18 protein-coding genes are annotated in these 20,273 nt (G+C 76.7%); 10 read left to right on the forward strand and 8 right to left on the reverse strand.

Annotation, left to right across the window (positions count from 1 at the left end; translation table 11 throughout):
* Nucleotides 1-15 precede the first annotated feature (15 nt).
* The gene (locus MN205_RS07415; RefSeq protein ID WP_242125829.1) at nucleotides 16-354 is read right to left on the reverse strand and encodes a hypothetical protein; all 339 of its coding nucleotides are present in this window, start codon (nucleotides 352-354) and stop codon (nucleotides 16-18) included.
* Between the two features lie 700 nt (nucleotides 355-1,054).
* On the opposite strand from MN205_RS07415, the gene MN205_RS07420 reads away from it, so the two are divergent.
* Together MN205_RS07420 and MN205_RS07425 are read left to right on the forward strand one after the other, a co-directional pair.
* Nucleotides 1,055-1,642, forward strand: a complete 588-nt coding sequence (locus MN205_RS07420; RefSeq protein WP_242125830.1) for a GNAT family N-acetyltransferase — start codon at nucleotides 1,055-1,057, stop codon at nucleotides 1,640-1,642.
* Nucleotides 1,639-2,442, forward strand: a complete 804-nt coding sequence (locus tag MN205_RS07425; RefSeq protein WP_242125831.1) for a PaaX family transcriptional regulator — start codon at nucleotides 1,639-1,641, stop codon at nucleotides 2,440-2,442. Before MN205_RS07420 ends, MN205_RS07425 begins: the two co-directional genes overlap by 4 nt.
* 99 nt (nucleotides 2,443-2,541) lie before the next feature.
* Here MN205_RS07425 and MN205_RS07430 read toward each other — a convergent pair whose 3' ends face one another.
* Complete coding sequence (locus MN205_RS07430) at nucleotides 2,542-4,785, reverse strand: MMPL family transporter (protein WP_242125832.1); 2,244 nt, start codon at nucleotides 4,783-4,785, stop codon at nucleotides 2,542-2,544.
* 176 nt (nucleotides 4,786-4,961) lie between these two features.
* Here MN205_RS07430 and MN205_RS07435 point away from each other — a divergent pair, with 176 nt between their 5' ends.
* From MN205_RS07435 to MN205_RS21705, 3 genes are read left to right on the forward strand one after another with little or no spacing between them, the layout of a single operon-like run.
* Nucleotides 4,962-6,314, forward strand: coding sequence for a histidine kinase (locus MN205_RS07435; protein ID WP_242125833.1), 1,353 nt, complete (start codon nucleotides 4,962-4,964; stop codon nucleotides 6,312-6,314).
* A 23-nt stretch (nucleotides 6,315-6,337) separates the two neighbouring features.
* Nucleotides 6,338-7,006, forward strand: a complete 669-nt coding sequence (locus tag MN205_RS21205) for a response regulator transcription factor (protein ID WP_308220249.1) — start codon at nucleotides 6,338-6,340, stop codon at nucleotides 7,004-7,006.
* Nucleotides 7,003-7,815 carry a DUF4097 family beta strand repeat-containing protein gene (locus tag MN205_RS21705; protein WP_242125835.1) on the forward strand — a complete coding sequence of 271 codons (813 nt, stop codon included), beginning with the start codon at nucleotides 7,003-7,005 and terminating at the stop codon, nucleotides 7,813-7,815. Before MN205_RS21205 ends, MN205_RS21705 begins: the two co-directional genes overlap by 4 nt.
* 46 nt (nucleotides 7,816-7,861) lie before the next feature.
* Here MN205_RS21705 and MN205_RS07450 read toward each other — a convergent pair whose 3' ends face one another.
* The 4 genes from MN205_RS07450 to MN205_RS07465 are packed head-to-tail and all read right to left on the reverse strand — an operon-like array spanning nucleotide 7,862 to nucleotide 13,266.
* The gene (locus MN205_RS07450) at nucleotides 7,862-9,769 is read right to left on the reverse strand and encodes a biotin carboxylase N-terminal domain-containing protein (protein WP_242125836.1); all 1,908 of its coding nucleotides are present in this window, start codon (nucleotides 9,767-9,769) and stop codon (nucleotides 7,862-7,864) included.
* A 46-nt stretch (nucleotides 9,770-9,815) separates the two neighbouring features.
* Complete coding sequence (locus tag MN205_RS07455) at nucleotides 9,816-10,493, reverse strand: nucleoside triphosphate pyrophosphatase (protein WP_242125838.1); 678 nt, start codon at nucleotides 10,491-10,493, stop codon at nucleotides 9,816-9,818.
* A gap of 33 nt (nucleotides 10,494-10,526) precedes the next feature.
* Nucleotides 10,527-12,206 carry a DUF885 domain-containing protein gene (locus MN205_RS07460; protein WP_242125840.1) on the reverse strand — a complete coding sequence of 560 codons (1,680 nt, stop codon included), beginning with the start codon at nucleotides 12,204-12,206 and terminating at the stop codon, nucleotides 10,527-10,529.
* Nucleotides 12,207-12,240: 34 nt separating this feature from the next.
* A complete protein-coding gene (locus tag MN205_RS07465) occupies nucleotides 12,241-13,266 on the reverse strand; it encodes an iron-siderophore ABC transporter substrate-binding protein (RefSeq protein WP_242125843.1) in 1,026 nt (341 codons plus the stop codon).
* 95 nt (nucleotides 13,267-13,361) lie between these two features.
* Between MN205_RS07465 and MN205_RS07470 the strand changes: the two genes are divergently transcribed.
* Nucleotides 13,362-14,240 (forward strand): biotin--[acetyl-CoA-carboxylase] ligase, encoded by an 879-nt coding sequence (locus tag MN205_RS07470; RefSeq protein WP_242125845.1) that lies wholly within the window; start codon nucleotides 13,362-13,364, stop codon nucleotides 14,238-14,240.
* On the opposite strand, the gene MN205_RS07475 is transcribed toward MN205_RS07470, so the two are convergent.
* On the reverse strand, nucleotides 14,181-14,795 hold the full coding sequence (locus MN205_RS07475; RefSeq protein ID WP_242125847.1) for a GtrA family protein: 615 nt from the start codon (nucleotides 14,793-14,795) through the stop codon (nucleotides 14,181-14,183). The two genes, MN205_RS07470 and MN205_RS07475, sit on opposite strands and share 60 nt — an antisense overlap.
* 109 nt (nucleotides 14,796-14,904) lie before the next feature.
* The gene (locus MN205_RS07480) at nucleotides 14,905-15,042 is read right to left on the reverse strand and encodes a hypothetical protein (protein WP_242125849.1); all 138 of its coding nucleotides are present in this window, start codon (nucleotides 15,040-15,042) and stop codon (nucleotides 14,905-14,907) included.
* A 195-nt stretch (nucleotides 15,043-15,237) separates the two neighbouring features.
* Here MN205_RS07480 and MN205_RS07485 point away from each other — a divergent pair, with 195 nt between their 5' ends.
* The 4 genes from MN205_RS07485 (at nucleotide 15,238) to MN205_RS07500 (ending at nucleotide 20,229) form a co-directional block, all read left to right on the forward strand.
* Entirely contained in the window at nucleotides 15,238-16,470 is a 1,233-nt protein-coding gene (locus MN205_RS07485; protein ID WP_374115879.1) for a 5-(carboxyamino)imidazole ribonucleotide synthase, read from the forward strand.
* Between the two features lie 35 nt (nucleotides 16,471-16,505).
* Nucleotides 16,506-17,000, forward strand: coding sequence for a 5-(carboxyamino)imidazole ribonucleotide mutase (gene purE / locus MN205_RS07490; protein ID WP_242125863.1), 495 nt, complete (start codon nucleotides 16,506-16,508; stop codon nucleotides 16,998-17,000).
* A gap of 4 nt (nucleotides 17,001-17,004) precedes the next feature.
* Nucleotides 17,005-18,324, forward strand: a complete 1,320-nt coding sequence (locus MN205_RS07495; protein ID WP_242125853.1) for an alpha/beta fold hydrolase — start codon at nucleotides 17,005-17,007, stop codon at nucleotides 18,322-18,324.
* Nucleotides 18,325-18,468: 144 nt separating this feature from the next.
* Nucleotides 18,469-20,229 carry a S8 family serine peptidase gene (locus MN205_RS07500; protein WP_242125855.1) on the forward strand — a complete coding sequence of 587 codons (1,761 nt, stop codon included), beginning with the start codon at nucleotides 18,469-18,471 and terminating at the stop codon, nucleotides 20,227-20,229.
* The last annotated feature ends 44 nt before the right edge of the window (nucleotides 20,230-20,273 follow it).

Genomic DNA, 20,273 nt, shown 5'->3' on the forward strand with positions numbered 1-20,273 from the left:
GTGCCGCCCGCTCCGTCAGTCCGGGGCGACGCCCTCCAGGAAGTCGCGGTAGGTGTCGAGCACCCCGGGCGCCAGCAGCGCCCGCGGCCAGAACGTCCCCGTGAGCATGCCGAGCGCGTCGGAGTCCTCCACGACCGGGCGGGCCATCGAGTGCGCCGCGTGGAACCTGGCCACGGTGACGTCGTCGCCGAGGATCCGCCGGTAGGTCGACTCGGTCTCGGCGACGTCGACGTTGCGGTCCTGCGTCCCCAGGGTCAGCAGGACGGGGACGTGCCGGTCGGCCGAGGCCCGCAGGTCCGCCGTCGCGTCGGAGCGGAAGTTCCGCAGCGCGAAACCCCAGCGGTCGGCGTCCATCGGTTCGGGGTCCGTGGTCCGCGCGAGGTAGCGGTCGTGGTCGGCCCCGGACTCCAGCAGTTCGCGGGGTGCGGTCGCTGACCTCGACGGCCTCCCGCCGCGCGGGCGCGGCTGCGCCGTCGTGGTCGAGCTCGGCGAGCAGGTTGAAGCGGCCCTGGCGCAGCCAGTTCACCGCTGGGCTGACGGCCACGACCGCGTCGACGTCCGGGCGGGAGCGCACGACCTTCGGCAGCACCCACCCCGCCTGGCTCGCGCCCCAGAGCACGACCGTGCCCGTCGCCAGTCCCGGCTGCGCCGAAGCCCAGTCCAGGACGTGGGAGACCTCCGCGGCGCGCTCGTCCATGTCCTGCCGCAGCCAGTTCCCCGTGGAGCCACCCACCCCCGGCTTGCTCCAGGACAGCGTCGCGAAACCGGCGTCGGCGGCGGCCTCGAACCACGGCCGGTACAGGCCGTCGTGCGTCGCGTCGACCGGCCCGTCGCCGTGCACGAGCACCACGAGCCCGCGGGTCGTGCCCTCCGGGTGGGCCACGACCGCCTCGAGCGAGCCTCCGGGCACCGGCACGCTCACCCGTTCCTCCTCGAAGCGGTACTCGTTGCCGACCACGAGGAGGAGTCCGAGCGCCAGGGCGAGGCCGACGGTGGCCGCGACGACTCGACGTATCTTTTTTCGCACGCTCGTAGCGTTTGCGATAATTGCCGGGTGGACATCACCAGGGGTTTCACGCAGGACGAACGCTCGCGTGTGGGCGAGCTGTACTGGGAGGCGTTCGGCGCCAAGCTGTCGCACGCCTTCCGCGACGGCGGGACGGGCCGGGCGCAGGTCACGGCCGCCCTGGTCGCCGACCGCTTCCTCATCGCCCGGGACGGCGCCGACGTCCTCGGGGTGTGCGGCTTCCGCACGGCCAGCGGGGGAGCGGTGCACTGGTCGTGGCGCGCGACGCGGTCGCGGCTGGGCCGGCCGGCGGCGGTCAGGTCGCTGGCCGTCCTCGCGCCCCTGGACCGCAGCGACGTCCCCGGCGTCCTGGTCCTGGACGGTCTGTGCGTGGCCGCGGAGCGTCGCGGCGCCGGCACCGGGTCGGCGCTGCTCACCGCGGCGCTCGACCTCGCGGCCGCGCGCGGCGACCGGGCCGTGCAGCTGAGCGTGGTCGGCACCAACCCCCGGGCCGAGGCCCTGTACCGGCGCCGGGGTTTCACCGTGGTCGGCCAGGGCGGGACGGGCCCTCTCGCGGGGCTCTACGGCTTCCACCGCTACCGCACCCTGCAGCGCCCCGTGGGAGGACGACCGTGACGACCGGCGCGGGGGACGCCGTGGCGCCCTCGCCGCGGACGGTGATCGAGGCGGCCCTGCCGCTGCGGGGCGAGGTCGGGCTCGACCTCGTCTACGGCACCGCCAACGCCGTCGGGCTGCAGGACCAGCCGGTCCGGCTGGCGATCCGCCGGATGGTCGCCGCGGGCGAGCTCGTGCAGGACGGCCGGGGCCGCGGTGGGAGCCTGCGGCTGACCGCCGCGGGGCGGGAACGGATCGACCGCGACCGGCTGGCGCTGCGCCTGGCCCGGGCCCAGGACGTCGGGGCGGCCCCGTGGGACGGCGCCTGGCGCCTGCTCGCGGTGAGCGCCGAGGAGTCCGCCCGGTCCGTGCGGGACGCGTTGCGCCGCGACCTGGTCGCCGCCGGTGCGGCCGCGGTGTCCACCGGGTTGTACGCCAGCCCGCACGACCTGACCCCGCTGCTCGACGCGACCGACCGGCGCCACCTCGTCCTGGCCACCGCGGGGCACCTCGACGTGCGCGGGACCACCGAACCGCTCGCCCTCGCCGAGCGGCTGTGGCCGGCCGCACCCGTGGACCGGGCCTACGACGTCCTCGCCGACGTGCTCGACCGGCCTCCCGCGCAGGACCCCCTCGTGCAGCAGGTCCGGCTGGCCGACGCCCTCGAACGGGCGGTCCGCGGAGATCCGCTGCTGCCCCCCGAACTGCGCCCGGACCCGTGGCGACCGGCTCAGCTGCGCCGGCGCTGGTACGCGGCGTGGGCGTCGCTGGCCGACCGCCTCGGCGAACGCGCGCTGCACCGCGACTGGCTGGGCACGTGACGGGTCCCGCACCGGGCGCCCGGAGCGACGCCCGGTGCAGGAGCCGGTGGTGCTGAGGTGCGGGGCGAGGTGCACGCCCACCGGCGGGGGAGGTGCCGTTCAGGCCTCGACCGCCTCACCGCGCACGGCCCCGGCCGCGCCGCCCTGCGCCGGCACCACCTGCCGGCCCGGGCGGCCGCCGCCGCCGCGCCGGCCCATCAGCCGCAGCGCCGCCGGCAGCACGAGCCCGCGCACCACGGTGGCGTCCAGCAGCACCGCCACCGCCAGGCCCACCCCGAGCTGCTTCAGGCCCAGCTCCGACAGCGTCCCGAACAGCGCGAACACCGCTACCATCACGGCCGCCGCGCTCGTCACCACCCCCGCGCTGCGCGCCACGCCCGCCCGCACCGCCTCCGCCGGCGGGCGCCCCGCCGCGAACTCCTCCCGGACGCTGGAGACCACCAGCACGTGGTAGTCCATCGACAGCCCGAACAGCACCACGAACATCAGCACCGGCAGCCAGGCCACCACCGCGTCGATCGAGGTGAACGCCAGCAGCCCCTCGGCCCAGGTGCCCTGGAAGACGGCGGCCACCACCCCCAGCGCCGCCGCGCAGCTGAGGGTGTTCAGCAGCACCGTCACCAGCGCCAGCAGCGGGGAGCGGAACGCCACCGCCACCACCGCGAACGTCAGCACCAGCACGAACCCCACCACCCACGGCAGCCGGTCCACCATCCAGCGGGCCACGTCGCTGCCCTCGGCGACACCGCCGCCCACGGAGACCTCGGCGCCGGGCACGGCGGCCTCCAGGGGCGGCACCGCGCTCGCGCGCAGCGCGTCCACCGCCTCGTCGGCCTCCGGGCCGGAGTCGGCGGACGTGGCCAGCGGCACCGTCACCACGTGGGTGCGCCCGTCGGCCGAGGACCGCACCGGCTGCCCGCCCTCGCCCGCCAGGTCCGCCAGGGCCTCGCTCGCGTCCCGCGCCGAGGACGCGGGCGCCGTCACGACGACGTCCGCGGTCGGGCCCTGCGACGGGAACGCGTCCGCCAGCCGGTGCAGCGCCTGCACCGTGGGCAGGTCCCGCGGCAGCGAGTCGTCGCCCGGCAGGCCCGTGCGCAGCCCCGTCAGCGGGACCGCCAGCGCACCCAGGAGCACGACCCCCACCGCCAGCGAGGCGACCGGGCGGTTCGAGGCCGCGGCGGCGGCGCGGCCCACCGCCGACGGGCGGTCGCCGCCCGCGCCGCGCCGCCACGGCAGCCGCAGCGCGTCGACGCGGCCCCCCAGCACGTCCAGCAGCACCGGCAGCAGGGTCGCCGAGGCCAGCACCGCCACCGCCACCACGAACGCCGCCCCCAGCGCCAGCGACGTGAACAGCCCGCCGGCCACCAGCATCCCCAGCATCGAGACCACCACCGTCGCGCCCGAGACCACCACGGCGTGACCGGCGGTGCGGGTGGCCAGCAGCACCGCCTCGCGCACCGGCAGCCCCGACCGCCGGGCCGCCCGGGCCCGGTGCAGCACGAACAGGGCGTAGTCCACGCCGACCGCCAGGCCGATCAGCACCGTCAGGCTCGTCGCCTCGGCCGCCACGGGGTGCACGCGCGAGACCAGGGCGCTGGCACCCAGCGCCACGACCACCGCGACCACCCCCAGCAGCAGCGGCACCAGCGCCGAGACCACCGAGCCGAACGCCAGCAGCAGCACCACCAGGGTGATCGGCAGGCTCACCAGCTCCGCGCGGCGCAGGTCCCGCTCCAGGCGACCGACGACCTCCTCGTTGACCGACGCCGACCCGACCTGCCCCACCACCACGTCGGGGCGTCCCAGCCGCTCGCGCAGCGTCGCCTCCACCGCAGCAGTGCGCTCCAGCACGGCGGGCACCCGCTCGACCGCCTCGTCGAACCCGGTCCCCGGGTCCACCGACAGCACCAGCGGGACCGCCACGACCCGCCCGTCCGCCGAGAGCGCCGGCTCACCGACCTCGCGCACGAGCTCGTCACCGCGGTGGGCGGCGGCGACCGCCTCCGCCGCGACGGCCTCGGCGCCCACCGGCAGCGGGGCACCGCCCCCGGCGAGCGAGACCACGACCGTCTCCGTCAGCGGCTCGGAGAACCCGGCCGCCTCCAGGGCGCTCGCGGCGCGCTGCGAGTCGCCGACGCCCTCCTCGTCGCTGGTGGTGGTGCCGCCCGCGACCGCCGCGAGGCCGGCCAGCAGCAGCAGCAGCCAGGCCACGACCACGAGGCCGCGGTGGCGCAGCGACCAGTGCGCCACCGCGGAACCGCGGTCCCCGCCCGGGCCGCGGGTCCTGGGCGGTTCGTCGGGGCTGCCGGGTTCCGCGGGGCGGACGGCGGGCGGTGCGTTCACGGGGGCCTCCCGGTGGTGAGGTGGGGCGCACCCGGGCGGGTGCGGTCCGAACCTGCCGGTCCGGGAGCCCGCGGTCGCTGGCGCGCACCCCCGTCTCCCGGTGGGGTTTCCCCCACCCGCGGCCGGGGTGCGCGCACGCTCCCGCCGCGACCGCCCGCCGCCCTACTGTTCTCGACGTGAGCGACGAGACGATGCGCTGGGCGCCAGCGGTTCCCGCGGTGGACCACCCCGGCGGTGCCCTGCGCCGCTGGGCGTCCGGCTGGTGGTCGGTGGTGCACCTCGTGCTGCACCCGGTCGCCCTCGCCCTGCACGTGACCGCGCTGGTGCTGCTGGTGACGGGCACCGCCCTCGTGCCCGTGCTCGGCACCGGCTTCCTCCTGCTGGTGCCGGCGCGCCTGCTCGTCGCCGCCGGCGCGCACCTGGAGCGCTACCGCCTGGCCGCCGTGCTCGACGTGCGGGTCCCGGCGTCCGGGCCCTGCCCCGTCCGCGGCCCGTGGTGGCGCCGGCTCGTGCTGGACCCGCGCCCCTGGCGCCGGGCCGGTCACCTCGCCCTCGTCAGCACCTTCGGGGTGCTCGGCGCCGGCGTCGTCCTGGCCCTGGCGGGCACCGGCCTGGCCGCGCTCGCCGCCCCCGCCGTCAGCGCCGGCCTCGGCCACGCCGGCGAGTACTCCTGGCCGTTCGGCGTCCCCGGCACCCTGCGCGCCCCCGCCCTCCTCGTCGTCGCCGGCGGCGTGCTGCTGCTGGCCCTGACGCCGCCGGTGGCGCGCGCCTTCACCGCCGTGGAGGTGCTGACGGCGCGCGCCCTGCTCGGCCCCGGCCGCGGCGAGCGGGAGGCGGTGCTGCGCCGCCGCGTGGAGACCCTCACCGAGACCCGCTCGCGCACCGTCGACTCCGTGGAGGCCGAGCGCCGCCGCATCGAGCGCGACCTGCACGACGGCCCGCAGCAGCGGCTCGTCTCCCTGGCGATGCAGCTGGGCATGGCCAAGCGCGCCCTCGACCGCGGCGGCCCCGACGCCGCCCGCGGGTTCCTCGACGCCGCCAGCAGCTCCGCCTCCGCCGCCATCTCCGACATGCGGCACGTCGCGCGCGGCATCCACCCCCCGGTGCTCACCGACCGCGGCCTGGACGCGGCCGTCTCCGCGCTCGCCGCCGCCAGCCCCGTGCCCGTCGACGTCGAGGTGCACCTCCCGCCCGGGGAGCGACCCAGCTCCACCGCCGAGGCCATCGCCTACTTCTGCGTCTCCGAGGCGCTGACGAACACCGCCAAGCACGCCCGCGCCTCCCGCGCCGTCGTGCAGGTGTGGCACGAGGCCGCCCCCGGCGCCGGGCTGCTGCGGCTGCGCGTCAGCGACGACGGCGTCGGCGGTGCCGCCCCCGCCGGCGGGACCGTCGCCGACGGCGGCAGCGGCCTGCGCGGCCTGGGCGACCGCCTCGCCGCCGTCGACGGGTGGCTGCACCTGGACAGCCCGCCCGGCGGGCCCACCGTGCTGGAGGCCGCCGTGCCGTGGACCGTCGGCGGTGCCCGGTGAGCGCCGCACCCGGCCCGACCGGCGTGCGGGTGGTGCTCGCGGAGGACTCCGTGCTGCTGCGGGAGGGCCTCGTGCAGCTGCTGCGCGCCGAGGGCGTCGACGTGGTCGCCGCCGTCGACGACGCCGACGCGCTGCTGCGCGCCACCGCCGAGCACCGACCCGACCTGGTGCTCACCGACGTGCGGATGCCGCCGACGTTCACCGACGAGGGGCTGCGCGCGGCGATCGTCGTGCGCAGCGAGCACCCCGGCACCGCCGTGCTCGTGCTCTCCCAGTACGTCGAGGAGCGCTACGCCGCCGAGCTGCTCGGCGGGCGGGCGCGCGGCGTCGGGTACCTGCTGAAGGACCGCGTCGGCGACGTCGACGAGTTCGTCACCACCCTGCACCGCGTCGCCGACGGCGGCACCGCCGTCGACCCCGAGGTCGTCGCCCAGCTGCTCTCGCGCGCCCGCCGCGACGACCCCCTGGAGCGCCTCACCCCCCGCGAGCTGGAGGTCCTGCAGCTCATGGCCGAGGGCCGCTCCAACACGGCGATCGCCGCCCGGCTGGTCGTCACCGACAAGGCCGTGGAGAAGCACGTGTCGAACATCTTCGCCAAGCTCGCCCTGCCCCCGGACACCGAGGACCACCGCCGCGTCCTGGCGGTGCTGCGCCACCTGGAGGCCGCCGCGCGCCCCGGGACCCCCGCGTGAGCGCGCCCACCGCTCCGCTGACCGTGGACGCGCCGCCGCCCGCACCGGCGCGCCGCCCGCCGGGCCGCGCCGCGCTCGCGGTGCTCGCCGCGCTCGTCGTCGGCTTCGGCGGCCTGGACGTGCTGGGCGACGTCACCGCCACCCGCACCGAGTCCACCCGCGGGTTCGACGAGGCCGTCGTCGCCGTGCGGGCCGTGGGCGGCACCGGCGACGTCGTCGTGGTCGCCGACCCCGCGGCGCAGCAGGTGCGGCTGCGCACCCTGGTGCACGACGGGTGGGCGAGCGCGAGCTCCAGCGCCGACGTCGTCGACGGCGTGCTGCGGCTGAGCGCCGGTTGCGGCAGCGGCAGCTGGCTCAGCCCCTGCGAGGTCGACTGGGAGCTCACCGTGCCCGAGGGCCTGGACCTCGACCTGCGCACCGGCACCGGCGACCAGGAGCTGACCGGTGCCTTCGGCGCCGTCACCGTCCGCGCCGGCACCGGCGACGTGCGCTGGGACGCCGGCACCGGCGAGTCCCTGGACGCGGAGACCGGCACCGGCGACCTCGACGTGCGCGGGGAGGTGGGGCAGGTGCGGGCCCGCGCCGGCACGGGCGACGTGGAGGTGCGGCTCGACGCCGCTCCCGAGGTCGCCGAGGTCACCACCGGCACCGGTGACGCCACGGTGCGCCTGCCCACCGAGGGGTCCTACGCCGTGGAGGTCAGCACCGGCTTCGGCGACGAGGTCGTCGAGGTGCCCGTCGACGCCGCCTCCGCGCAGCGGGTCTCGGTGCGCACCTCCACGGGCGACGCCTCGGTCCTGCCGCGCTGAGGGCGCCGCGGCGGGACGCACCCGTGCGCCCCGCCGCGAGCGGTGCTCAGTCGACGATCTCGCAGACGACGGTGCCGGTCGTGGTGGTCTCGCCCGGCTTCGCGGTCAGCCCGCTGATCGTGCCCGCCTTGTGGGCGGTCAGCGGCTGCTCCATCTTCATCGCCTCCAGCACGGCGACGAGGTCGCCGGCCTCGACGCGGTCGCCGTCGGCGACCTCCACCTTCACGATCGTGCCCTGCATGGGCGCCACCAACGCGTCCGGGTTGCCCGAGGAACCGCCCTGCGCCTTCGAACCGCGCTTGCCGCGGTGGGTGGTGCTGCGGTACGCCCGCGCCACCGCCGCACCGGCCGCGACGCCCGCGCGGGAGATCTCGTGCCCGGCGCGGGACAGCTGCGCGTTCAGGTGCTCCACCGGCAAGGACACCTCCAGGCGCTTGCCGGCGACCTCCACCACGATCGTCTCCCGGTGCCCCGCACCGCCGTCCGCGGCGTGCAGCTCCCCGGAACCCGGCAGCACGGACGCGTCGAACTCCGTCTCGATCCAGCGGGTGTGCACCGCGAAAGCCTCGGGCGACGTGGCCGCGAACGCCGGGTCGGTCACCACCGCCCGGTGGAACGGCAGCACCGTCGGCACGCCCTCCACCTGGAACTCCTCCAGCGCGCGCTTCGCCCGCGCCAGCGCCTGCTCGCGGGTGGCGCCGGTGACGATCAGCTTCGCCAGCAGCGAGTCGAAGTCCTGGGAGATCTCCACCCCGCCGCTGACGGCGGCCGCGCGCGGGTCGATGCCGGTGTCCACCCGCACCCCCGGCCCCGACGGCAGGGAGAACCGCGTCAGCTTGCCCGGCCGCGGCAGGAAACCGGCGTTCGGGTCCTCGCCGTTGATGCGGAACTCGATCGCGTGGCCGCGGGTGGCGACCTCGCCGTAGCCGAGCCGCTCACCGCGGGCGATGCGGAACTGCTCCACGACGAGGTCGATGCCGGCGACCTCCTCGGTGACCGGGTGCTCCACCTGCAGGCGGGTGTTGACCTCCAGGAACGCCAGCGTCCCGTCGGCGGCGACGAGGAACTCCACCGTGCCGGCGCCCACGTACCCGGCCTCGCGCACGATCGCCAGCGACGCCCGGCGCAGCTCGGCGTCCTGCTCCGGCGTCAGGAACGGCGCGGGCGCCTCCTCCACGAGCTTCTGGTGCCGGCGCTGCAGCGTGCAGTCGCGGGTGGAGACGACCACCGCGCCGCCGTGCGCGTCGGCCAGCACCTGCGTCTCCACGTGCCGCGGGCGGTCCAGGTAGCGCTCCACGAAGCACTCCCCGCGCCCGAACGCGGCCTCCGCCTCGCGCACCGCGGACGCGAACAGCTCCGCGACCTCCTCGCGCCGGCGGGCCACCTTCAGCCCGCGCCCACCACCGCCGAACGCCGCCTTGATCGCGATCGGCAGGCCGTGCTCGTCGGCGAACGCCAGGACCTCGTCCACGCCGGCCACCGGGTCGGGGGTGCCGGCCACCAGGGGCGCGCCCGCGCGGGCGGCCAGGTGGCGGGCGGAGACCTTGTCGCCCAGCGCCTCGATCGCCGCCGGGGGCGGGCCGATCCACGTCAGGCCCGCGTCGATGACGGCCTGCGCGAACGCCGCGTTCTCCGACAGGAACCCGTAGCCGGGGTGCACCGCGTCCGCCCCGGCGCGCAGCGCCACGTCCACGACCTTCGAGGCGTCCAGGTAGCTCTCGCGGGCCGTGGTGCCGCCCAGCGCGTACGCCTCGTCGGCCACCCGCACGTGCAGCGCGTCGCGGTCGCCCTCCGAGTAGACGGCCACCGACGCGATGCCGGCGTCGCGCGCGGCGCGCACCACGCGCACCGCGATCTCGCCGCGGTTGGCGATGAGCACCTTGGTGACGGGGCCCGTCACCGCCAGCCCGGCCGGCGGGGTCGGCTGGGCGGGGGCGGGGTCGGGGGAGGTCATGCGGGTTTCTCCGGGGGTTCGGCGGGGGTTCGGGCGACGGCTGAGACTACTGCCCGCCCGCGCGGGCAGCCTCCCCGCGAGCCCCCGCCCCGGGTGCCCACAGCTGCGGCCACGCCACGCCCGCCTCGCGCACCAGCTCGCGCAGCAGCGGCAGCGAGACGCCGACCACGGCGTGCGGGTCGCCCTCCACGCCGCGCACGAAGGCCCCGCCGAGGCCGTCGAGGGTGAAGGCGCCCGCCACGGCCAGCGGCTCGCCGGTGGCGACGTAGGCGTCGACCTCGTCGTCGGTGACGTCGGCGAAGTGCACCGTCACCGACGCCACCCCGCCCAGGGTGGCGCCGGAGCCGTCCTCGCGGGCGTCGACCAGCCAGTGCCCGGTGTGCAGCACGCCGCTGCGCCCGCGCATCGCCCGCCAGCGGGCGCGGGCCTCGTCGGCGTCGGCCGGCTTGCCGTGCACCTGCTTGACGCCGTCGGGACCCTCGACCTCCAGCACCGAGTCGCAGCCCAGCACGAGCGCGTCCTCCGGCACCTCGTCGCGGCCGGCGACGTCCTCGGCCTTGGCGCGCGCCAGCACCAGGCACACGTCCTCGCCCTCGGTGACGCCGTAGCGCTGCACGACCGCCGGCTCGTCGACGTCGGAGACGATCACGGCGGGGTCCAGGCCGGCCGCGCGCAGGGTCGCGAGGCGGGCGGGGGAGGCGGAGGCGAGCAGCAGCGACGGCACGCCCGCATCCTCCCACCCCTCCCGCCGCGGTCCTCAGCCGAGCAGGGCGTCGCGCAGCACGTCCAGGCCCACCGAGCCCAGGTCCAGGGCGCGGCGGTGGAAGGCGACCAGGTCGAAGGCGGCGCCCTCGCGGCGCTCGCACTCCGCGCGCACCGACTCCCACAGCCGCTGGCCCACCTTGTAGCTCGGTGCCTGACCCGGCCAGCCCAGGTAGCGGTCCAGCTCGAAGCGCAGCACGTCCTCGTGGTTGCCGGAGCAGCTCGTCAGGTACGCCCACGCCTTCGCGTACGTCCACGCGCCGCCGCCGACCTCCGCGGGCGCGTCGAACCCGCAGTGCACGCCGACGTCGATGACGACGCGCGCCGCGCGCAGCAGCTGCGCGTCGAGCATCCCGAGCACCTCGCCCGGCCCCCGCAGGAACCCCAGGTCCGCGGCCAGGCGCTCGGCGTACAGCGCCCACCCCTCGCCGTGGCCGGAGACCCAGCAGCCCTGCCGTCGCCAGCGGTTCAGGACGTCCGAGCGCACCGCGGCCTGCCCGATCTGCAGGTGGTGGCCGGGCACGCCCTCGTGGTGCACGGTGGTCGCCTCGCGCCAGGTGGAGAACGTCGTCTGCCCCGGCGGCACCGCCCACCACATGCGCCCGGGGCGGGAGAAGTCCTCGCTGGGGCCGGTGTAGTAGATGCCGCCGCCGGTGGTGGGGGCGATGCGGCACTCCAGCCGGCGCACCTGCTCCGGGACGTCGAAGTGGGTGCCGGCCAGCGCCTCGACGGTCTCGTCGGAGCGCTGCTGCATCCAGTCCCGGAACGCCTCCGCGCCGGCCACGACGGTGGCCGGGTCGGCGTCCAGGGCGGCGACGGCGGCCGCCACGTCCGGCGAGCCGGTGATCTCCCGCGCCGTGCGGGCCATCTCCGCGCGCACCCGCGCGACCTCCTCCAGGCCCCACGCGTACGTCTCGGCGAGGTCGACGGACGCGCCGAGGAAGTACCGGGAGAACAGCCGGTAGCGGTCCGCGCCGCAGGCGTCGGCGGCCGGCGCCAGCGGCAGCAGCTCGGTGCGCAGGAACGCGGCCAGCCCCTCGTACGCCTGCGCCGCGGCGGCCGCGCCGCGGGCGACGTCCGCGGCGAGCGCGCCGTCCAGGGGCGCGCCGTCCACGGCTGCCGAGGCGGCGAAGGCGGCGAAGAAGCCGTCGCCGGCGGCGTACGAGGCGGCCTCGGCGGCGCACCCCCGCACCTGCCGGTGGGCGGCGACGCGCCCGCGCGCCGCCGCCGCGCGCAGGCTCTCGACGTACCCGTCGACCGCCGCCGGCACCGAGGCCAGCCGCCCGGCCACGTCCGCCCAGTCCTCGGCGCTGGACGTGGGCACGAGGTCGAAGAGCATCCGCAGGTCCTGCACGGGGGAGGCGATGACGTTCAGCTCGCCGAGGTCCTCGCCGGCCTCGTGCAGCTCCAGGTCCAGGCCCAGGCGCTCGCGCAGCGCGGCGGCGGTGACGCGGTCCACGTCGTCGGTGACGGGGGCGGCGTCGACGGCGGTGAGGGTGGTGCGCGCCAGGGCCGCCAGCTCGGCCAGGCCCGCGGGGGAGCGGTCGCCCAGGCCGGGCGCCGGGTCGGGGGCGCCCACGGACAGCGCCAGGGCCGGCTGCAGCCGCAGCAGGGCGGAGAAGTGGTCCTCGGCGATCGCGTCGAGGACGGTGGGCCGGCGCGGTGCGGTGCTCACCGCGCCGACCCTAGCGCCGGGGCGCGCTCCGCGATCAGGCCTGCGCGGCGTCCGCGGCGGCGGCGAGCTCCGGCACGAGCCGGTCCATCTGCCAGGGCAGGTTCAGCAGCGTGGTGGAGGTGGCGGCGATGAGGTTCTCGTCGGTCAGCCACACCACGGCGCCGTTCGCGACGGCGGGCATCGTGGCGTACACGGGGTCGGCGGTCAGCTCCTCGAGGCTGATCTCGCCGTAGCCGACGAGGACGTCGGAGTCGAGGTCGCGCACCCTCTCCTTGGCGACCTCGACGTAGAACGCGTCGGAGGACTCGGCCAGCGCGGTGACGCCGGGGGCGTCGACGAGACCCAGGCCGTGCAGGGTGTCCACGCGCGAGTCGCCCGGCAGGTACACGGACAGGCCCGCGGCCGTGGCGTACACGTACGCGAAGCTCTTGCCCTCCAGCTGCGGGTTCGCGGCGGCGCGGGCGGCGAGGTCGTCCTCGGCCTCGGCGACGAGGTCCTCGGCCTCCTGCGCCTTGCCGACGGCCCGCCCGATGAGCTTCGCCTGGTCCTGCCAGGTGGTCTGCCACGGCTGGTCGGGGTAGGCGACGGTGGGCGCGATCCGCGTCAGGGTGCTCCAGTCCTGGCCGGTCAGTCCGGAGTTCACCGCGAGGACCAGGTCCGGGGCCAGCTCGGCGACCTTCTCGAACGGCACCTCGCCGGTCTCGCTCGCGCCGATCGCCGTGGTCACCGAGGGGTCGTGGTGCCCCTCCCACCACGGGTAGGCGCCGTCCTCGCCGCCGTAGGTCACCTCGGGGATCCCGACGGGCTGCAGGCCGAGCGCCCAGAGCACGTCCTGCGAGCCCCAGCCCCAGGTGACGATCCGCTCGGGGGCGGCGTCGACGGTGGTGCTGCCCAGCGCGTGCTCGACGGTCACGGGGAAGGCGCCCGCCGTGCCGGCGGTGCCCGCGGAGCCCCCGGCGGTGCTCGCGCCGGAGTCCTGCGACCCGCAGGCGGTGGCGGCGGCCAGCGCCGCCAGGGGGGCGCTCAGCAGCAGGGAACGGCGGGTGGCGCGCACGGGCACGGTGGTCTCCTCGGGGAACGCTGGGGTAGGGCAGGCAAACCTAACCACACGGGCGGTGCCGAGCGGGAGTCCGGTCCGCCGCTACCGTGGCGGGCGTGGAGGAGGCCGTGGACCGCGCGGGCGCGCAGCGCCCCTGGACCGACCTGGAGCGCCCGCCCCTGCGCGTGCTCGCCCTGCGCCGCGCCCTCGTCGGCCCCGGCGGCTGGGCGGCGCTGGACGTGGTCGCCCGCACCGGCTCCACCAACGCCGACCTGCTGGAGCGCGCCGCCCGCGAGGACGTCCCCGACGGCACCGTGCTCGTCGCCGAGCACCAGGACGCCGGCCGCGGGCGGCTGGGGCGCACGTGGTCGTCGCCGCCCAGGGCGGGCCTGGCCGTCTCGGTGCTGCTGCGCCCCGCGGCCGCCCCGGAGCGGTGGTCGTGGCTGCCCCTGCTGACCGGCGTCGCCGTCGTCGACGCCCTCGGCGCGCTCGGCGTGGACGCGGGCCTGAAGTGGCCCAACGACGTGCTGGTCGCCGGCCCCGGCCGTCCCGGCAAGGTGGGCGGGGTGCTGGCCGAGGTGCGCGGCGGCGCCGTCGTCCTCGGCGCGGGCGTCAACGTCGGCCAGCGCGAGCAGGAGCTGCCGCCCGCCGCGCCGGGGCTGTCCGCACCGGGAGCGCCCGCCCCGGTGCCGCCGACGTCGCTGGTGCTGGCCGGGGCGCGCAGCACCGACCGCGACACCGTGCTGCGCCGCTACCTGCGGGCGCTGCGCACCCGCCTGGACGAGTGGGCCGCCGACCCGGGCGCCACCGCCGCCGCCTACCGCGCGGCGTGCCGCACGCTCGGCGCACCCGTGCGCGCGCACCTGCCCGGCGGGGACGTGCTCACCGGCACGGCAGAGGACGTCGACGGCACCGGCCGTCTCGTGGTGCGGACCTCAGGCGGTGCCGCGACGAGCCTGGCCGCCGCCGACGTCGTCCACCTGCGCGGCGTGTGAGGTCCCCGGCGGCCGCAGCGCCTCCCCGGGGCGGGGGGCCTGCCAGCCCTCCTCGCGCAGCTCCTCCACGAACACGAAGCGCCGGTAGGCCCACCAGCGGAACAGCGTCCCCAGCCCCACGCCGACGACCTTCGCGGAGATGTTCGACGCCACCGGCCCGCGCAGCCCCAGCACGTAGTAGGTGAACCCCAGGCAGGCGGCGCTGATCAGCAGCCCCGCGCCGTTCATCAGGGCGAACATCAGCAGCTCGCGCGGGGCGGAGGCGCGCCGGCGGTGCCGGAACGTCCAGTAGCGGTTGCCGATCCAGGCGACCACGACGCTGACGGCGATGGCGATGCCGTTCGCGGTCAGCGGCTTGTGGTGCAGCACGCCCACGCCGCCCGGGCCCGCGAAGCTCAGCAGGTTGAAGACCCCGAAGTCGGTGACGAAGGCGACCGCCCCCACCACGCCGAACTTCGCGGCTTCCCGCGCCAGCACCTCGTAGGTCTCGCGCAGCCGCGCGAACAGCCCGGTGCGGGGTGTGCCGGGGGGTGGGCCGGCCGTCTGGGAAGCCACGGTGGGCGGTGCTCCGTTCGTCGCGCCCCGCGGGCGGGGTCGTCCGTCTCGACCCCGCAGTGTGGCCGATCCCGCTGGGAGCCCGCCGGGAGCCCGCCGGCCGCGGTGGTCAGCGCTCGGCGCGGCTGCGGCTCTTCGACGGGTCGAGGTGGTCCTCCATCTTGACGGCACCCAGGATGCCGACGACGACGAGCGCCACGCAGGCGATGACGGTGAGCACTGCTGTTTCCCCCTCCGTGGGACGCACCGCGGGTCCGCGGAGCGGACCCAAGGATTCACCACCCGTCCGGTACGGGCATCCCGGAACGAGGGTGCACCCACGGGCCGTCACGGACCGTGTTCACGGGCTCGACACGCCGAGCACGGACCTCCCGCGGCGTCGCCTACCCTCCCTGCTGTGACGAGCGCCCCCTCCGCCGCCGCCCCCGACGCGACCCCCGACGTGACCCCCGCCACCGGCGCCCGCCCCGACCCCGCGCCGTACGACCGGCCCGGCGGGTTCCCCGTCGTCGGCGTCGTCGGCGGCGGCCAGCTCGCCCGCATGATGCAGCCGGCCGCCGTGGCGCTGGGCCTGCGCCTGCGGGTGCTCGCGGAGGGGCCCGCCACCAGCGCCGCCCAGGTGATCACCCCCGCCCCGGTGGGCGCGGCCGGCGACCTGGACGCGCTGCGCGCCTTCGCGGCGGAGTGCGACGCCGTCACCTTCGACCACGAGCACGTCCCCGCCGAGGGCCTGCGCGCGATGGCGGAGCTGACCAGCGTGCAGCCGGGCGCCGACGCCCTCCTGCACGCCCAGGACAAGATCGTGATGCGCGAGCGGCTCACCGCGCTCGGCCTGCCGTGCCCGCGGTGGGCGCGGGTCGCCGGCCGCGCCGACGTCGAGGCGTTCGCCGCGGACGCCGGCTGGCCGGTGGTGCTGAAGACCCCGCGCGGCGGCTACGACGGCAAGGGCGTGCTGGTGCTGGACGGCCCCGGCGACGCCGGGTGGGCCACCGCCGACGCCTGGTTCGCCGACTGGGCCGGGCGCGGCCCGCTGCTCGCCGAGGAGCACGTGCCCTTCACCCGGGAGCTCGCCGCCCTGGTCGCCCGCAGCCCCTCCGGCCAGGCGGCCGCCTGGCCGGTGGTGGAGACCGTGCAGCGCGGCGGCGTCTGCCACGAGGTCACCGCCCCCGCCCCGGACCTGGACCCCGACCTCGCCGCCCACCTGACGGACGTGGCGCTGCGCGTCGCCGGCGGCCTGGGCGTCACCGGGGTGCTGGCCGTGGAGGTGTTCGAGGTGGAGCGGGACGGCCGGCGCGAGGTGGTCGTCAACGAGCTGGCGATGCGCCCGCACAACTCCGGGCACTGGAGCATCGACGGCTCCGTCACCAGCCAGTTCGAGCAGCACCTGCGCGCCGTGCTGGACCTGCCGCTGGGCGACACCGCCGCCCGCGCGCCGTGGACGGTCATGGTCAACGTCCTCGGCCCGGCCAGCATCGAGGAGCGGCACGCCGACCTGTACCGCTCCTACCTGCACGTCATGGCGCACGACCCGGGTGCCAAGGTGCACCTGTACGGCAAGGAGCAGCGGCCCGGCCGCAAGCTGGGCCACGTCACCGTCTACGGCGACGACCTGGAAACCGTCCGCGCGCGCGCCCGGCACGCAGCGGCCTTCATCGCGGGGGAGATCGACGAGTGAACGCACGCGCGCAGGCGGTCGAGGTCGGCCTGGTCATGGGCTCGGACTCCGACTGGCCCGTCATGGAGGACGCGGCGAAGGCGCTGGACGAGTTCGGCATCGGCTACGAGGCCGACGTCGTCTCCGCGCACCGCATGCCGCACGACATGGTCGCCTGGGGGGCCTCGGCCGCCCAGCGCGGCCTGCGGGTCGTCATCGCCGGCGCCGGTGGCGCCGCGCACCTGCCGGGGATGCTCGCCAGCGTCACCCCGCTGCCCGTCATCGGCGTGCCGGTGCCGCTGCGGCACCTGGACGGCATGGACTCGCTGCTGTCCATCGTGCAGATGCCCTCCGGGGTGCCGGTGGCGACCGTCTCCATCGGCGGGGCCCGCAACGCCGGGCTGCTGGCCGTGCGGATCCTCGCCGCCACCGACGAGGGCCTGCGCGAGCGGGTCGTGGAGTTCCAGGAGTCGCTGCGGCAGACCGCGGTCGACAAGGGGGAGAAGCTGCGGTCGCGGGCCCGGCGCACCGGCACGGGTTTCGGCGCCTGACGTCGTGGTCCCCGCCACGGCGACCGGCCTCGCCACCGAGTCCCACCGCGTCGACGGCCACGACGTGCACGAGCGCGTCCTCGCCGTCCCGCTCGACCGCACCGGCCACGCGCCCGGGACGGTCGAGGTGTTCGCCCGCGAGTACGTGCGCGACGGGCGCGAGCGCGCCCCGCGCCTGGTGTTCCTGCAGGGCGGTCCCGGCAACCCCGCGCCGCGCCCGGACGTGGTGGGCGGCTGGCTGGACCGGGCGCTGGAGGAGTTCCGCGTCGTGCTGCTGGACCAGCGCGGCACCGGGCGCTCCACGCCCCTGGACGCGCAGTCCCTGGGGGAGGTCGGTGACGACGCCGCGCAGGCGGAGCACCTGTCGCACTTCCGCGCCGACGCGATCGTGGCCGACGCCGAGGCGCTGCGCCGTGCGCTGCAGGGGGACGAACCCTGGTGGGTCCTGGGGCAGAGCTACGGCGGTTTCGTCATCACCTGCTACCTGTCGCAGGCGCCGGAGGGCCTCGCCGGGGCGCTGGTCACCGCGGGGCTGCCCGGCCTGCGCAGCAGCGCCGACGACGTGTACCGGCTCACCTACGCGCAGACCGCGGTGCGCAACGCCGAGTTCTTCGCGCGCTACCCGCGCGACGAGGCCGTCGCCCGCGCCGTCGCGCAGCACCTGGACGGTGAGGAGGAGTTCCTGCCCACGGGGGAGCGCCTGAGCTCCCGGCGTTTCCGCACCCTGGGGATCGCCCTGGGGCAGACCTCCGGTTTCGACGCCCTGCACTTCGCGCTGGAGGACCCGTTCACCACCGTGCGCGGTGCGAGGCGGCTGCGGCAGCGGTTCCTCGTGGAGGCCGGCCGGCGGCTGTCGTTCGCGGCGCACCCGCTGTACGCGGCGCTGCACGAGAGCATCTACGCGCAGGGCGCGGTGACCGGCGGGGCGACGCGCTGGTCGGCGCACCGGGTGCGCGAGGAGTTCGGCGAGTTCTCCCTCGACGCGCCCGCCGGGGCGCCGTTCCGGTTCACCGGTGAGCACGTCTACCCGTGGCAGTTCGAGGAGGACCCGGCGCTGGTGCCGCTGCGCGGTGCGGTGGACCTGCTGGCCGGGCGCGCCGACCTGCCGCCGCTGTACGACCCGGACGTGCTGGGCGGCAACGCCGTCCCGCTGGCCGCCGCGGTGTACGTCGACGACATGTTCGTGCCGTACGACCTCAGCGCCCGCACCGCGCGCGAGGTGCGCGGGGCCCGCACGCTCGTCACCAACGCCTACCAGCACGACGGGCTGCGGATGGACGGTCGCAGGCTCCTGGACGGGCTGCTGGAACTCGTCCACCGCTGACGACGGCTGGTCACGGGCAGGTCGCGATCGACGATCTGCCCAGCGCGCCCCCTTGTCTGTGAGCAGTGTGAGCACCACACTCGGCCACGCTGTTGCGCCGGACGGGTGAACCCGCCCGTCCGGTCCCCCTTGGCAGGAGGCTCCGTGCGCAAGATCGTCCTCTCCTCCGCGGTGAGCGTGGCTCTCGTCGCGGCGACCCTGGCCGCCACGCAGACCGCGTCCTCGGCCGACCCCACCACCACCGGTGCCGGCGCGGTCGAGCGCGCCTCCCGCACCGTGACCACCACCGGCGAGTACGTGGTCCTCTACGAGGACGGCACCGCCGACGACGCCGCGCGCGCCGCCATCGAGGCCGCCGGCGGCACCGTCCTGTCCAGCAACCCCGAGGTCGGCTACGCGCTCGTGCGCGCCGAGGCCGGCGACTTCGCCGAGAAGGCCGCCGCCGCGGCCGGTCTCGTCGGCGCCGCCGTCAACCGCGAGATCGGCCGCGCCCCCGAGGACGTCGCCGACGACGCCGACGCGATCGAGCGCCTCACGGCCGCCGAGCGCGCCGCCGCCGAGGCCACCGCCCAGCTGAAGTCCTTGCAGCGCAAGGAGCCCGACGCGGAACCGCTCGCGCCGCTGCAGTGGGACATGGACGCCATCGACGCCACCGTCGAGGGTTCCTACGAGGTGCAGCAGGGCAGCCGGAAGGTCACCGTGGGCGTCATCGACACCGGTGTCGACGGCTCCCACCCCGACATCGCCCCCAACTTCGACGCCGAGGCGAGCCGGAACTTCGTCACCGACATCCCCGAGATCGACGGCGAGTGCGAGGTCGAGGACTGCGTCGACCCCGCCGACGTCGACGGTGACGGCCACGGCACCCACGTCGCCAGCACCATCGCCTCCCCGATCAACGGCCTCGGCATGGCCGGCGTGGCGCCGAACGTGACCCTGGTGAACCTGCGCGCCGGTCAGGACTCCGGGTACTTCTTCCTGCAGCCCACCCTGGACGCGATCACCTACGCCGCGAACACCGGTGTCGACGTCGTGAACATGAGCTTCTACGTCGACCCGTGGCTGTACAACTGCCAGGCGAACCCCGCCGACTCGCCCGAGGAGCAGGCCGAGCAGCGCGTCATCGTGCAGTCCGTGCAGCGCGCCATCGACTACGCCCGCAGCAAGGGTGTCCTGCCCGTCGGTGCGGCCGGCAACGAGTCCACCGACCTGGGCGTGCCCGGCGTGGACACCTCCAGCCCGGACTACCCGGTGGACGCCGACGGCAACCCCGTCGACGCGCGCGAGCGCACCATCGACAACTCCACCTGCCTCAGCGTGCCCGCCGAGAGCAACGGCGTCGTCACGGTGACCTCCACCGGCCCGTCCGGACGCAAGGCGTACTACTCGAACTACGGCACCGAGCAGGCCGACGTCGCCGCCCCCGGCGGCGACGCCTACGACACCCCCGACAACCGGGTCGACCCGGCCGGCCTGATCCTCGCCGCCTACCCCGAGGACCTGGCGATCGCCAACGGCGACGTCGACGAGGCCGGCGAGCCGACCACCCCGTTCGTCGTCCGCCAGCAGACGGAGGACGGGGAGGACGCGTACTACCAGTACCTGCAGGGCACCTCGATGGCCGCGCCGCACGCCGCCGGCGTCGCCGCCCTCATCGTCAGCGAGTACGGGGAGAAGGACCCCGCCCACCCGGGCACCCTGACCCTCGACCCGTCGCTGACCGAGGCGCTGCTGCTCGGCACCGCCGAGGACGTGGCCTGCCCGGTGCCGGCGGAGTTCACCTACCGCCGCGTCTCCGCCGCCGGCGAGTCGATCAGCACCGCCACCTGCGCCGGCCCGGCCGACGTGAACGGCTTCTACGGGCAGGGCGTGGTCAACGCCCTGGACGCGGTCACCGCGTTCTGACCGGTCCTCCGACCGGTTCCCCGCGGACCACCTGAGCGCGAGGG

The organism is Kineococcus sp. TRM81007 (assembly GCF_022669155.1).
Lineage (GTDB): Bacteria > Actinomycetota > Actinomycetes > Actinomycetales > Kineococcaceae > Kineococcus.

Excerpts from the sequence above, each read along its gene's own strand:
- purE (WP_242125863.1), top strand. The coding sequence starts at position 16,506 with ATGGGCTCGGACTCCGACTGGCCCGTCATGGAGGACGCGGCGAAGGCG.
- MN205_RS07415 (WP_242125829.1), bottom strand. The coding sequence starts at position 354 with ATGGACGCCGACCGCTGGGGTTTCGCGCTGCGGAACTTCCGCTCCGAC.
- MN205_RS07450 (WP_242125836.1), bottom strand. The coding sequence starts at position 9,769 with ATGACCTCCCCCGACCCCGCCCCCGCCCAGCCGACCCCGCCGGCCGGG.